We start from the raw sequence: 14,586 nt of genomic DNA, 5'->3' as shown, positions 1-14,586 counted from the left end.
CGGGGACTAATGAACGCCGAAAGCAGCCTCGCCCGCGCGATACGATGATCGTCCAGGGATCGTTGACGTCGCCGGGGGAAAGGGACCCATGGCTCGCCCAGTCTTTTTGTGGGATCTGATTTTGAGGCTACTTCTCGGTTTCCTTGCGGTTACGGCGGCGATCCTATTCTGGCTGCTCACCCCGTTCTTTCTTGTTCTGAACCTGCTCGTCTCATGGCACCATCTCTGGCGCTATATCGGCGTGTGGAATCTGGTCATCTTCCGTTTCATCATGCGGAGGCGGAACCTGTTTGACACGGGCTCGCTGGCCACCAAGCCGCAGCCGCCGGACTTACGAAGCATCCAATGGAATCCGCAGTGGCGGACGGCGCGCACGGCGGACGGCACGTTCAACGATCTGCATGATCCGTCGATGGGCCGGGCCGAGACACGCTTCGGCAGAAACTTCCCGCTGGGACGGCTGGCCAAGCTCTTCGCCAGACAGAAACAAGAGGCCAAGCTGCTCTCTCCCAATCCCCGCCAGATCAGCAAGGACCTGCTCACCCGGGATCGGTTCAGGCCCGCTTCATCCTTGAATCTCCTCGCGGCTGCCTGGATCCAGTTCCAGGTTCACGATTGGGTCGCTCACAGGCGGCGCCCGCCGGCGGCCCCTTCAGAGGAGAAGACGGACAAGGATTACCTGCCCTCTATCCCGCTCGACCCTGACGACGACTGGCCGGGCAGGGAATCCGTACCGAAGGCTGCGAACTCTTGCATCGGAAGAGAACGGGAGGGCGACAGACCCGATCGCAATAATTCGGCCGCCTACGTCATGAGGATTCGTCGAACCGAAGAAGATGACAGCGTGGATCGAGAGAGCGACAGTTTTCCTGCCGGACTGAAGGACCTTCCGCTGTATCGCAATACGGAGACCCATTGGTGGGACGGCTCTCAACTCTATGGAAGCAGCCTCGCGAAACAAAGAGCCCTGCGCAGTCCCAAGGGCGACGGCAAGTTGTGGATGGAGAATATGCGATTGCCCAGGGAGCCGGGTCGTCATGGGTTCGACCTCACGGGCTTCAACGATAATTACTGGGCGGGACTTAGTCTTCTCCATACGCTGTTTGCATTGGAGCATAATGCCATTTGCGACCGCCTGAAAGAGGAACACCCGGTTTGGGACGACGAACGGTTGTTCCAAACCGCCCGGCTCATCAACGTCGCCTTGATGGCGAAGATCCACACAGTGGAATGGACTCCCGCCATCCTCGGCCATCCCACGCTCTATATCGGCATGCGCGCCAATTGGTGGGGAATTGTGACGAGGCGCTTTAACAAGATTATCGGCCGCTTGAGATTCTTGCGGGACATTCAGGAGGAGATCACCGGAATTCCCGCATCGGAACAGGATCATCACGCGGCGGCATTCGCCATGACCGAGGAATTTGTTTCCGTCTATCGCATGCATCCGCTGATCCCGGATGAGTATCGCATTTATTCCGTGGAGGAGGACGAACTGCAGGCCGCCTGTACATTGAACGATCTCCACGGGGACCGCACCCGTGATTTCATCGGACGACACGGGTTTGAGAACGTCTTCTACTCGTTCGGGGTGAGCCATCCCGGCGCCGTCACGCTCAGGAATTTTCCCCGCGCCCTGCAACAGTTCAGGAGAATGCACGATGGGCAATGCGCCATTCCGGAAGGTGAGATGCTCGACCTCGCCTCCGTGGACATCATGCGTGACCGCGAGCGGGCGATCCCCCGCTACAATAACTTCCGCCGCATGCTCATGCTGCTGCCCTGTATCTCGTACGAGCGGCTGGTCGGAGTTCCCTTTACTCGCTGGTTCAGTGGTCTGACGAATCGAGAGATCGATGAACGAAAAAGCTGGGCCCGAGAACTTCGGCGTCTTTATCCGGACAAAGAAGATCTTGATCTGATGTTGGGTCTTTTTGCGGAGAATCGGCCGAAAGGATTCGGCTTCAGCGATACCGCGTTCCGGATTTTTGTCCTGATGGCGCCTCGCCGCCTCAAAAGTGATCGCTTTATTACTACCGACTTTAACGCGGATGTCTATACACAGCCGGGAATGGATTGGATAGAAGACAACGACTTCAAGAGCGTATTACTGCGTCACTATCCCTCCCTGGCGCCGGCTCTCGATGACGTGAGTAATGCCTTCACTCCTTGGCGGCGAACAGAACGTCCCTCTCCCGATCCGGTTGAAAGCCTGCCGATGAGCGATGATCCTCGACCGGCCATGAGGCGGATGGCGGCATTCCAAATGCCTATCTTCGGCGGCGCCCTGGTGGGATGGATCTTTGGTGCCGTTCTTCATACATCGACAGCGGGCGGCCGTTTTTTCGATTTCTTTGCATCGCTGATTACGGAAAGAGCGGCGCACGGCGCCGCAATGGGCGCCATCATCGGCGGCTTCTGTTTAGCGAGTATCTATGCCTTCACATACATGGCCACTCGCCAACTGACCCTCCGTGAGAAAGTGCAAACCGGCGCCGGATGGGGAGCCACGGCCGGCTGGTTCATCGGCGCGTTGTATCATCTTTGGAGCACAGACAGCGTACTCCCGTCCTTGACTCAAACGGCGCTCACCACGACCGGTTCCCTCCTCACAAAAGAAGCGACGATTGGAGCATTACTCGGCGCCGGAAGCGGTGCCATTCTGAGACGAATTTCATCTCAAATAGCCCGCGGAGCGGTTGTGGGATGGGTTGTCGGCGCCGCTTGGTACCTCTGGCACAAGGGGGGCGTTTCCCTGGCCGCGCTAGCCCGCGATCTTTACTTGGCGGGAAAGGCCCTTGGGACCAGCGAGGCGCTCATCGTGGCCTTTGTAGGGGCGCTTATCGGAATCGCGTATGCAGCGAAAGGGGAGCTCCGCGCAATTTCTACTCCGGCCGCCGTTCGGCGCCTGCGCTGGCGGGCAGCCTATGGCATCGTGTTCGGAGGCGGTATCGGAGCCATAACCGGAATTCTCATCGCCCTTTCTAAGGGAGTGGCGCAGAATCCGCTGTTCATTCTCGTAACGGCCGCTATGGCACTCTCCCTCTTAATTGCCGGCATCACGATGTATGCGGTGAGAGACTCCTTGAATCGGCATGAACGGCCACGGGCTTATAGCCTGCTTGCCGATGCATTGATCGGAACGACTATTGCGGCGCTCCTATGGTTCATTGTCCGGCCGGCAGACGGAATAAACCCTTTACTCCAGGCGGGAAGGAGTGCACTGGATGCGTTGACTTTTCACGCCGCAGCCGGCGCCGCCTTCGGCTCAATCATCGGTCTTGCCTTATGGACAGGCGGCTGGGTCACCGTCGCCGCTGCAGCCGGATGGCTACTGGGCGCGGTGATCTCTTGTATTGACTCTCTTCAGGGCGAGTTCTCCACTGCGGTCTTGTCTTCGGACGCGGGAACCGCCACCGTCATCGGCGCGTTCTTGGGAACGGCGCTGATGACGTTCTTCGTCCGCGAAGGAGGTTGGATCGTTGTAGGCGCCCTACGCGGTGCTGTGATCGGAATTGTCCTGGGCACTTTTTATCATCTTTGGCACATGGTTTCAGCCGCGAACGCGCTGGAAACAGCAATTGAGGCCTCCAAAAGCTGGCCTGCTATCTGGGGGGCGCTCATCGCTGCACTCTTGGTCGGCTCTATTTGGCTGGTCCAGGGGCCTGAGATTACATGGCTTCTCCGGCGATCGTTCTGGAGCTTGTGGGGCTGGTTCAAATTCATCGGCAATCGTCCGCTCACTGTCGCACCGCCCAGGCGGCGGGCGTGGTGGAAGATTATCACCTGGTTGCGAATGTTCGCAGACCGGCGAGCTCGGGCGGCGAATAAGAACGGCAGCTCACGTGAAGAGTGGTGGCAATCTCTAAAAAGCCTGCTCGATTATTGCCTGAGGCGCTCGGGCTCGGCTCGCCGGCTTGACAAGATTCCGTTGATGGAATTTTCAGAGAAATTCGGCATTCCGATCCGCGGCATCCATGTTTCGGGCGCGATTCCTGCGGACGAGCGGTCTCGGATGAAAAGTCTTTTCTATCGCATCCAAGTCCACCTCTATTCCGTCTTTCCACCCATGCAGCCGAAAGAATTGCCTCCGATTTCCGCTGATCCGCACAAAGCCTTGACGCATGCGTATGGATTCTTACACAGGCGCGCGTTCGATGCTCCGGACTTGCCGCCGGAATATGAGGGCAGCCCCGACCTTGGAGCGCTTGCGGTGCGCGGCCCCTATAGCGCCTTCCTGCAACAAGCAAAGGACAGTTCTGATGAAGATCCGCTTTTCGAATGGGATCTCAGGGATGATCTGCATCGGTTTGAATCCCACCCCGAGCTTTATTCACTCGGAGTGCGGGTCTTATTCAAGACCAAGCGCGACACAATCGAAGCAATCAGCCGGCTGGCTCCCTATCAGATCGAGTATCAAACAGCCGAAAACAATCCGTGTATTAGCAGACCGTCGGCGCCCGATTGGCAGTTTGCCAAAAAGCTGGCTCTCTGCGCCGTAACCACGCATCAGTCGCTCGTGCGTCATTTTAATTGGGTCCATCTGGCCGGCGGAGAACCATTCGCCATTGCCACGCGCAGAACCCTGCCGTCCGATCATTTCCTCTGCCGATTCCTGTGGCCGCATATTTATGGGACACAGCAGTCCAATACGGTGGTGACCCGCGGGCAGATGGTGAAGGGAGGAGACTTTGAGGAGATTTTCAGTTTCACTCATGAGGGGATGTGTGACCTCTTTAGCAAAACCTACGGTGACTTCGATCTGATCGTGAACGATCCCGAAATGGATGCCAGGCGGCGTGGGGTACGTGACTACCTCCGGTCGGCCGGAATCGAAACGAGCCAGGAGAATCTGGAAGACCTCTTCGAGGTGATGCATCGACACGCAAAACGATATCTCCTGCTCTATTATACGGATGATGGAAGCATCGCGCGGGATGAGCGTCTGGAGACTTGGTTCCGAGGTCTTGAACAGACCCTCACCGCCGACAAAACGCGGTGGCAAGAGGATAAGGCCCTTCAGGACTGGCTTGGACAGCTTAGTGTCCTGATGCCGCCGCACAAGAATCACATCAAGCCCTGTTCCCTGGCCGAGATTGCCCGTTTGCTCGCCCAACTGATCTATTTAGTGACCGTCGAGCATGACAAATGCGGCTCGTCACTTTGGAATTATCAACTTTGGTCGCACCGGCAACCGTGCCGGGTTTACAAGAAGGGAACTCGTGAGCCCCTTGATGTGTACCAGCGGTTGGTCAATGCGAATTTCAACCTGAATGTGACCCGCCTGTCTCTGATGGAAGACTTCTCGTATTTGGCGCTCGATGACGAGGGCGCCGCAGCTTTCCGCGAGTTCCGGCGAGATCTTGAGACACTGCAAAAGGAAATGGAAAAGAAACCTTGGGCTGTGTGGAAATTGTATCCCAGAATGCTGGAGGCAAATATCAACGCCTGATATCTCGTTTGACGTTTCCTAGGTGCCTATAAACACACGATCGGTGGATCACACGACTGCTTCCAATCTATTCCGGCTTCGGAGGCTGCGATGGTATCGGAGGATTCGAGTCCGGCGCATCTACTACAGGATTCCCTGGAGACAAGGCCCGAAAGGCCACAGGCGGACCTTGTCGTGGGGGCAGCTACGGAAGAATGGGAAGGATCGTCCCAAGGCAATGTCGGTCTTGGAATAGAAGACAAGAAGACGCCGGCGATTCCGCGATGGCTCCTTGTCGCCGTCATTCTTGGCATCTGCTGCTGGCTCCTACGCCTCGTTGTTCTGGGCTCCCCCCAGACCTATGAAAACGAATCGATGCATTTCAAGTACGGCTCAATCGGGTCCGACAATCTCAGGCGAGGCATACCCTATGACATCTGGCGAGTCTTGCCGGAGATGTTCCCTCAACACCTGCCCGAAGGCAAACCGCACAACTATGAAGCGTTTGGGCTGATCACAGATACGGCAGACAAGCAAGACCGCCCCATCGGATTCTCCAAACGCTGGCATCTCGGCGTAGGAGATGTCGTGGGTCTGAACTGCGCGTTCTGTCATGTTTCAACAGTGCGCAGGCTTCCGGAGGGCTCGCAAGAGATCATTCTCGGCATGCCGGCCAATACAGTAAACGTGGAAGCCTTCTTTCGCTTTCTTTTTGACGTGTCGGAAGATCCGCAATTCACTGTTGAAGAGATCATGGCGCGCATCAAACAAAGGCAGCCAGAACTGGGATATTGGCAAGGATTCATCCAACGCCGGATCGTCGTCCCCTTTTTCATACGAGGCCTCAAAAATTTGAAACACACGTTCAGCTTTTTGGATCGGCGACCCACGCCGTTCGGTCCCGGCCGTGTGGATACGTGGGCCGCCTATAAAGTCTTGGCGCTTCAGGAGCCTGTCTGGTTCATGGAGTATCTTCCTGAATGGTTTGGGCCCTATATCGATATGGATGCAGGCCCTGTCGCAGGGCTCGCCGATTTCCCGGCGCTGTGGCGAGAAAAAGTGGATGGTGGCGCCCTTCATTGGGACGGGAATACGAGAGCGCCAGGCGAACGAAACATTACCGCCGCCTTAGGTGCGGGCGTGACACCCGCCACGCTGGATTGGGAAAGCTTAAAAAGAATCGGACGGTGGATACAATCCGATTTGAAGCCTGTCGCGTATCACGAGGTGGCTCCGAACGACTTCGCGGGGAACCACGACCAAGGACGCGGCAAGTCTATCTTCGAGAATCTCTGCTATGATTGCCATGGCGAAACGGGGACCCGCATACGATCGCTTGAACCCGTATGTCTGCCTCCCGGCGCTCCAGCTTGCCAAGCGGCCCAAGAGGGCGCCGCAGGCCAATCTGAAATGTACATCGGGACTGATCCTGAGCGATTATTGGCATTCACGGAGGAACTGCGCGACAAGCTGAACGAAATCCGCCACCTTTCCATGTGGAGGCTCGAGGATTACCGGAAAACGCACGGCTATGCCAACATGTTGCTCACGGGTATCTGGTTGCGGGCTCCGTACCTGCACAACGGATCGGTTCCCACGCTCTGGCATTTATTGCAGAAGCCGGAGAGCCGTCCGACGACATTTTGTCGTGGCAACGATGTGTATGACTGGAAAAATATGGGCTTCGAGTGGGAGGAAGGCAAGACGGACCATTGCAAATCTTTCCACTATTACGACACCCGATTGCCGGGGAACGGTAACGGCGGTCACTTATATGGAACTGACCTCGGCGATTCAGACAAAAGAGATCTGATCGAGTATCTGAAAAGGCTGTAACCCATGGGCAAACAACTCCATCACGACCAACTGTCATGACGGTTCTTCTGACCAAAGACCACCCGATCACCGAAAAGGGCATGATGGAGTTCCAGCCCTTCGGAAAGGAACCGGATGGTGCAATTATTCGGGACCTCAGCGGTGTCGTCATTCGCGCCTGCGTGGAACATCTGGAGGAATACGTGACCGGGACGAAGGACGTCCCGGCGGGAAAACGAGCGGTGCAGGAACTTGTCCAAAGCCTTAACGCTCGGATTCAGGACCCCGCCTTTCATGTGACGGAAGATTTTCTCAAAAACCCTTGGAACAGCTATGCCGCCGAGTTCTCCGCGTTCTTCACCCAATTCTGTTCCGATATTTCCGGCGATCCCGATTTTCAATTCAATATGGCCCGTGGAAAAGCCATTTCTCCGATCATCCAAGCACTCCTGCGGCGCTTTTCGCTTCCTCAGATCTACAAGATGTCCGTGTATATTGCGCAACGCTATTCCAGAAACTCGTTTGACGTCGATCCGATCATGATCTCCGAGCGATGGGGGCTGCTTCGATTGACCTTCAGCGAGCGGACTTGCCGGCAATTCGGCCCTTATCGACTGGCCTGCGCCAGGCACTGGTGCACCGCCGTGAAGGGTTACTTCGCGGGGGTCCCCGAGATTTTTCACAATCTGCCTGCGGCAACCGTGACCGATCGAAGCTGCGTCTCGGAAGGCGACAAATACTGCGAGTGGGAAGTCGCATGGCCGGCCAGTGAACCGGTGCGGCGATTCTGGCATGTAGGGACATGGCTGGGGACAATGTTCCACGTGCAACCGGGCGATGGTCGGGAGAGAATCATTGAAGAGCAGGCGCGTTCACTCGACGCCTGGCATGATGAGCTGCAGAAAGCCTATGTGCAGCAGCAGCAGACCACCGCAGAGCTGCAACGGCGAGTAAATTATCTCACGACACTACACGACGCCGGGCTGGTATTCGCCTCGATTCTTGATCGAGAAACGTTAATCACAAGCGTGATGCAAACCATCAACGGCAAGCTGCTCTACGATCGAGTGATGCTGAGATTTTTTGCTCCCGAGCGGCGGCTGACTTACGACGCCCGCATTCTCGGTGTGCCGGACGAGATTGCTGATTTTGTTCGCTCGCTGGAAGTGCCGGTGGCGGAGTCCGACGATCTGGATGCCACGGTCCTCTTGCGGGGCGAACCTATGCTGATTGCGGACGTGCAACACCTATTGGATCGCCTCCATCCCCTCAATCGCCAGCTCGTGACGATGATAGGTGCGAAGTCTATCATTGCCGTCCCCCTCAAGGTGAAGAATCGCGTTCTCGGCTCATTGACGGTGGATCGGACAGGCGGACGCCCTCTGACTGACGACGACTTGAACGTGATGGTCACCATCAGCAGTCAGGTTGCGATTGCTTTGGACAACACTGACGCGTATCGAGAAATCGAGGAACTCAACATCGGCCTCGAGGCCAAAGTCCGGGCACGAACAGCCGCCCTTGAGCAATTCTTGGCGCGTGTTTCTCATGATCTTCGGACTCCACTGACCAGCATTTGCGGCTTTGCCGACAATATGCTGGACGGCTTGGCAGGCCCATTGACGGACAAACAAGCGCAGTATTTGAACAGGATGCTGGCAAATGGGCGACGACTTGGCCGGCTCGTGGATAATCTGCTCGACATACTCGTCGACCCGGATAAGATTCGCCTATCTCTCTCCGAAGTGGATTTATCCTCTCTTTCAATGGACGTCATCGAGCAGCTACGCCCGTTGGCGCTCGCAAAACATCAATGTTTTGATCTGCAATTCGCGCAGGGAACTCTTACGGTGTGCGGCGATGCCGACAAGCTCGCGCGGGTATTGACGAATGTAGTAGATAACGCCATCAAGTACACCCCTCCGCACGGGTCTATCTCCTTGAAACTCGAGGCAACGGACCGCTTTGCCAAGGTAACGGTGAGCGATACCGGAGAAGGCATCCCAGCTGAGGCGCTGCCGAGGATTTTTGATGCCGGGTTCTCCATTAACCGTGAGAACAAGGTTGAAGTGATTAGTCACCGCCTCGGCTTGTCGATCGTCAAAGACCTTGTAGAGCGACATGGAGGGACGATTACGGTCGCCAGTACGGTGGGGAAAGGCACGACATTTTGTTTTACCGTTCCTCTCGTTCCAATTCTGAAAACGAAAGAGTGGAGGACGGAAGGCGCAACCGCCAAACAATTATTGCTGGCCGATGATGATCCGGACATCCGGCAAATGCTGCGGGACCGCTTGATGGCCGCCGGCTATATCGTCACGACCGCCGGCGACGGGCAACAAGCGTTGAGTTTCTTACAGAGCCATGAATTTCACGGTATCATTCTCGATATCGGAATGCCCCGGATAAGTGGCTTGGATGTTCTTTCGAAGATACGCGGGGAAAAGCCGACAATCCCGATCATCATGATCACTGCGGCATCCTCCGAGGAACGCGCCTTGCTCGCATTGCAATCGGGAGCTCATGCGTATCTCTTGAAACCCTTCGATCCCGGCCGCCTCATTGAGTTGGTAGACCGGGTGGTCGGTACCTCGACGTAACGATCAGGTACTTCTTCGGCGTGCTTCCTCCACCGTCCTCAGCCCGCCGTTCTTTGGGACACCAGCCGCCATGGGGCATACCGTCTTCAATGGCCCAGTCAGGCGCGGCACGATCAGCGCCCGTCTGCCCGCCTGAAATAATTGTTTCGATCATCAGCCGAGATCTTCCTGAAAAACTGCGACAAGCATACAATAACCTGAATCAGCCGCGCCTCCATTGTCTTAGGGGAGTCTTCCATGGCCGAACACACCCTTCAATCCATCGCTTTTCCGACGCTGAGCGACGCGCAGATCGCCGAGCTGTCTCTATGCACCACCGCGAGCCCAAAACTGTATCGGGACGGACAGACACTCTTTGCGGTAGGCGACCGCGATTTCAAATTCTTCATCATTCAATCAGGCGAGGTCGAAATTGCCGATTATTCCGGCGACAAACCCAAGACCGTGACGGTCCATGGGAAGGGCGGGTTCACGGGCGACGTCTCCCATCTGACCGGCAATCCGGCAGTCGTCAGCGCCGTCGCTCGGGGCGATTGCATGGTCTATGAAATCCCCGGAAATGCTCTCCGAGGGATTCTCAATCAGTGCCCCAATCTTAGTGACATCATCCTCCAGGCGTTTATTGCCCGCCGGCAGCTGCTGCGCGAATCGTCCGAGTTTATTGGTCTACGGGTGATTGGATCCCGCTACTCCGTCGATACGTTCCGTATCCGTGATTTCCTGGCCAAAAACCGCGTGCTGTTCACGTGGGTAGATGTGGAGACCGACCCGCAGGTGGATCGGCTGCTCAAAGAGTTTGGTGTAACGGAAGCCGACACACCCGTGGTCGCCTGCGCGCATCTGCTGCTGTTGCGAAACCCTTCGAACACCGAACTAGCCGACGCGATCGGGATCAGCCGGCCGCTGGACCAGACGGTATACGACCTGGTGGTGGTGGGAGCCGGTCCGGCGGGCCTAGCGGCGGCGGTCTATGGGGCATCGGAAGGGCTCCGGACGGTGGTGCTCGAACGCACGGCGCCCGGAGGACAGGCGGGCGGCAGCATGCGGATCGAGAACTATCTGGGCTTTCCGACCGGCGTAACCGGCAGCGAGCTGGCTGACCGCGCCATCCTCCAGGCCAACAAATTCGGTGCTCGCCTGTCGGTCCCCACCTCGGTGATTGGTTTGGACTGGGACAAGACTTATTCGATTCTACATCTCGACAATGGCAGCACCGTCACGGCGAAGTGCCTCCTCATCGCGACTGGAGCCGAATATCGGCGGCTGGGCATTCAAGGGTGCGAGGAGTTCGAAGGAAAGGGCGTCTATTATGCGGCGACGCCCGCTGAGGCAAAGATGTGCCAGGGAGCCGAAGTCGTAGTCGTGGGCGGCGGCAATTCGGCCGGCCAAGCCGCCGTCTTTCTGGCTCAGCACACCCGCCGCGTGTTGCTCGCGATCCGTGGCGACGATCTGTACAAAAACATGTCCAGCTATCTGGTCCGGCGAATCCAGCAAACGCGAAACATCGAGTTGCTGTCCAATACGACAATCCGACGGATAAGCGGGAACGGGTATCTCGACTCGGTCGACATCATGAACCACAAGAATGGTCAGGAGCGGAAAGTGAAAACACCGGCGGTGTTCAGCTTCATCGGTGCAGTGCCGAGAACCGATTGGCTTCCTCCGCAGGTCGAGAGGGATGCTGAGGGGTTCATTGTCACCGGCGCAACTCTCTCCGGATCCTCCCATTGGACAGCAGCGCGGCAGCCGTTTTTATTGGAGACCAGCCGTCAGGGAGTGTTCGCCGCGGGGGACGTGAGATCCGGCTCAAGCAAGCGCGTGGCCTCAGCCGTTGGAGAGGGAGCGATGGCCGTTCAGCTCGTGCATGAGTACCTGAAAGGGATGTAGAAATATTTCATCCGTGATGGTGCAGTGTCAGTTGCAGGCGGCTCTGAAGTTCGGCAAGCCGTGAACGAGCTTGTAGGACATAAAAGGGATAAGCAGTCTCTTCATAATCGGACAGCACTTCGGAGTAGAGTTGCCTCGCGATATTCTCTCTGCCGCCTTCCGACGCGATGTCTCCCGCATGAATTGCGCACGAGGCTGCCATAGCGTGGAGATCAACCGCGACTCGGGATGGCGCCTGGAGGGAAAACGGAGTGACGTTCTCATCGGCCGAAAAATGTGTGCCGGCATACCATTCTGATTGTTTACGAACAATTCGGAGTTGATCGGAAGTCCGTTGAACCACCTCGAAATCCGATGAAGCCATGCAAATCGTATAGGTGGACCAAAGGTTCATAAACCGATCATTGTCCGTTCGGGGAGAGGATGCGTTCCAAGCTCCCTGACAGGCGGTGAGTAAAGAGATAACGTACAACAAGAAAGAAGCTATACTCGCATGGCGTAAAGTCATTCGACTCAGCATAGAGCCATACATGAGCAATCCCCGGACCGCCGAGGGGGGTTTCGTAACGAGTTGAAAAAATTGTAAGAACATCCTTCTCCAGCCACTCTTTGACCAAAACTGTTGTGTGGTTAATATTGCACTGTGGGCTATTTGCTACACAGTCGGCCTTAGGAGAAGAGCGGCGAGAGACCCTCTCCACAAACTAATGCTTGCCTTGGGGCACCACTTCTGGCGAACGCTCCTGTCGTCTGGCATATTCGCGGTGAGAGGACGACGGACGGTCAAATCCATATTTCACCAATAGGCTCTGCACACGAGGCGTAAATTGGTCGGCAATAGCGCGTACTGCCGTCCGATAGCTCGATACGACAGCTCGCCCGAAGTGAATCGACACGTCAGGTCCGACGGGAGCTTCATCGCTGATGCGCACATACCCCGTATTGATCAGAGGCACGGTAACGCGGCGATTTTGTGGCTCAAGCTATGACCGTCAGCCCGTTTTGCTTGAGCACCTCCAGCACCCTGGGAATGTCGGGAGGGCCTGGCGGAATCTCTTTGTCGATCGCGGTGAACATCCGTGTAGCAAAGCCACCCTGGCCAGTGAATTCCAGCATCTGGCCGCCGCCGTCGCCGTAGCGAAAACCGTGCACCGTACCGGCCGGCACGTGCACAAGCGTGCCGGGCGTACACATCACGGTCTTGCCGGCGCAGTTGAACTCGACCATGCCCTTGAGGATGTAGAACGATTCATCCCAGTTGTGGCTATGCAGCGGCGGCCCCATTCCTTCATCGCCCTGCTGCAGGGTGATCTCATAGGAGTGTGTCGCCGCGTTTGACGCGAGCACGGTCACCTTGGTGCCGAGCACATTCAATGCGGGATCATAGTCTGCGGGCGTCACAACAAACGGTTGGGCCTTCACGGTGGAATTCAAACTCATGGCTGAACTCTCCTTTCGTAAGCGGGAGGCGATTGTCGCGGTTCGCTGATTGCTTGTCAACGGCTAGCCGGAAGTTCAAAGAGCAGCGAGGAGTCGGGTCTTGCATCCAACAGCAGCCACATCGAAATTGCGAAAACATGCGCAGCCGGTCTTGCTGCGACTAATGCTCATCGAGTCATAGATCTGGTGAAGTCATCGTTCATCGTGACCCTTCACCTGATATAGCGCACACCCGGCAAGTCTTTGAGGTCCGCATCGCCGGTAATGATCTCCGCTCTCTGATCTTGTGCTGTAGCGCAAATAATCGCATCGGCCATGGCCAACCTATGACGCAAGCTCATGTCAGCCGCGAGATGCAATCGAATCCGTCAACCGAATCACTGAGTCGTATTGAGCCGAGCGGCACACAATAACGCAGTCTCCTCCCCTCGCTCCCGTTTGATCTTCTTATACACCTCGTACAACAATTGTCGGAGTCACAACCCTTTGCCGCGGAGTGAGATAGGCGGCGTAGCGGCCGGCGAGTGGTCAATCAGTAAAGAATTCGATCCACCCGCTGGAATCTATGAGAATGTTCACAGACGGTCCTTCTTCTGCCGGATGCCCGTCGTGGACATTCCCTTGAGCACTCCCTTGAGGGACGATTAAGAGGTCGGCGGATCACACGCGGGAGAGACCAAAAGACCACTGGAAGGGGTTGATCCGGCGGCAGCAGGAGGAGCAACTCTTAACTCAACTGTCCGTGGAAACGGGATAGAACCCCTTTCGTGTTTTCTCGTGCTGAGCGTAGCCACACAGGACCCCGGTCCCAACTATCAGAGAGGGCCTGTCATATCATTCTTTCGCTATGTCCATTACACGATCTCACCTATAAACTCGAGAATGCCTTCACTCCGTTCACTTGGAGTTTCTTCCAGAAAAACGGCCGCTTTTATTTATAGCTTAATTCATCCATGATCCGGCGCCCGTACAGTTGCATAGTGTTTTACTCTGTGGCTTGATGGAGTCGGGTGGAAGCGGCCTAGACTAACAACGGAGGATCATTATGACGACAAGACGGCTTACATTGTCATGTCTCGGTATACTGGTACTTACCGCGTGCATTGGTTGCGAGACGCAAAGAGATACACGAGCCACGTCTTCCTCACGACCCGGCACGTCCGCTCAGCCGGCACCTTCCCAGGCTGGGTCACCGGGTCAACAGGGTTCCATGAGCGGGGCATCACCAATGGAGCAAGACAAAGGCGGAGAGCGAATGATTAAATAAACGCCCAGCGGCTGGAAGAGCAGGGAAGCTGAAGCGTTTGGCTTCCCTCTCATCTTTCATGCGTTGCTAGACCGGTATGGAAGGCTGATAGAGAATAGATGTGACGGGAGCTTACTTCTTCTGGAACTGGCATTAGAGCCGTAAAG

8 protein-coding genes are annotated in these 14,586 nt (G+C 56.3%); 4 read left to right on the top strand and 4 right to left on the bottom strand.

Translation table 11 applies throughout. The features are described from left to right. Nucleotides 1-88 precede the first annotated feature (88 nt). The 3 genes from ACWGXE_RS02775 to ACWGXE_RS02765 all read left to right on the top strand — a co-directional run bounded on the left by ACWGXE_RS02775 (nucleotide 89) and on the right by ACWGXE_RS02765 (nucleotide 9,846). The gene (locus ACWGXE_RS02775) at nucleotides 89-5,452 is read left to right on the top strand and encodes a peroxidase family protein (RefSeq protein ID WP_447601134.1); all 5,364 of its coding nucleotides are present in this window, start codon (nucleotides 89-91) and stop codon (nucleotides 5,450-5,452) included. A gap of 174 nt (nucleotides 5,453-5,626) precedes the next feature. Continuing rightward, entirely contained in the window at nucleotides 5,627-7,267 is a 1,641-nt protein-coding gene (locus tag ACWGXE_RS02770; protein ID WP_447601132.1) for a c-type cytochrome, read from the top strand. Nucleotides 7,268-7,302: 35 nt separating this feature from the next. Continuing rightward, nucleotides 7,303-9,846: an ATP-binding protein gene (locus ACWGXE_RS02765; protein WP_447601131.1), complete on the top strand. Its 2,544-nt coding sequence runs from the start codon at nucleotides 7,303-7,305 to the stop codon at nucleotides 9,844-9,846. Here the strand turns inward: ACWGXE_RS02765 and ACWGXE_RS02760 are convergent. Beyond that, entirely contained in the window at nucleotides 9,806-10,000 is a 195-nt protein-coding gene (locus ACWGXE_RS02760) for a YpsA SLOG family protein (protein WP_447601129.1), read from the bottom strand. The two genes, ACWGXE_RS02765 and ACWGXE_RS02760, sit on opposite strands and share 41 nt — an antisense overlap. A gap of 83 nt (nucleotides 10,001-10,083) precedes the next feature. Here ACWGXE_RS02760 and ACWGXE_RS02755 point away from each other — a divergent pair, with 83 nt between their 5' ends. Further along, nucleotides 10,084-11,733 (top strand): FAD-dependent oxidoreductase, encoded by a 1,650-nt coding sequence (locus ACWGXE_RS02755; RefSeq protein WP_447601127.1) that lies wholly within the window; start codon nucleotides 10,084-10,086, stop codon nucleotides 11,731-11,733. A gap of 7 nt (nucleotides 11,734-11,740) precedes the next feature. On the opposite strand, the gene ACWGXE_RS02750 is transcribed toward ACWGXE_RS02755, so the two are convergent. The 3 genes from ACWGXE_RS02750 to ACWGXE_RS02740 form a co-directional block, all read right to left on the bottom strand. Beyond that, nucleotides 11,741-12,127 (bottom strand): hypothetical protein, encoded by a 387-nt coding sequence (locus tag ACWGXE_RS02750; protein WP_447601126.1) that lies wholly within the window; start codon nucleotides 12,125-12,127, stop codon nucleotides 11,741-11,743. Nucleotides 12,128-12,711: 584 nt separating this feature from the next. Continuing rightward, nucleotides 12,712-13,173 (bottom strand): cupin domain-containing protein, encoded by a 462-nt coding sequence (locus tag ACWGXE_RS02745; RefSeq protein ID WP_447601124.1) that lies wholly within the window; start codon nucleotides 13,171-13,173, stop codon nucleotides 12,712-12,714. A 212-nt stretch (nucleotides 13,174-13,385) separates the two neighbouring features. Next, the gene (locus ACWGXE_RS02740; protein ID WP_447603855.1) at nucleotides 13,386-13,490 is read right to left on the bottom strand and encodes a hypothetical protein; all 105 of its coding nucleotides are present in this window, start codon (nucleotides 13,488-13,490) and stop codon (nucleotides 13,386-13,388) included. Nucleotides 13,491-14,586: the final 1,096 nt, after the last annotated feature.

The organism is Nitrospira sp. Nam80 (assembly GCF_965152575.1).
This window is presented reverse-complemented; position numbering and strand designations above follow the sequence as displayed.

Coding starts and splice junctions, on each gene's coding strand:
- ACWGXE_RS02740 (WP_447603855.1), bottom strand. CDS start 13,490: ATGGCCGATGCGATTATTTGCGCTACAGCACAAGATCAGAGAGCGGAG.
- ACWGXE_RS02745 (WP_447601124.1), bottom strand. CDS start 13,173: ATGAGTTTGAATTCCACCGTGAAGGCCCAACCGTTTGTTGTGACGCCC.
- ACWGXE_RS02760 (WP_447601129.1), bottom strand. CDS start 10,000: ATGATCGAAACAATTATTTCAGGCGGGCAGACGGGCGCTGATCGTGCC.
- ACWGXE_RS02765 (WP_447601131.1), top strand. CDS start 7,303: ATGACGGTTCTTCTGACCAAAGACCACCCGATCACCGAAAAGGGCATG.
- ACWGXE_RS02755 (WP_447601127.1), top strand. CDS start 10,084: ATGGCCGAACACACCCTTCAATCCATCGCTTTTCCGACGCTGAGCGAC.
- ACWGXE_RS02775 (WP_447601134.1), top strand. CDS start 89: ATGGCTCGCCCAGTCTTTTTGTGGGATCTGATTTTGAGGCTACTTCTC.
- ACWGXE_RS02750 (WP_447601126.1), bottom strand. CDS start 12,127: ATGAACCTTTGGTCCACCTATACGATTTGCATGGCTTCATCGGATTTC.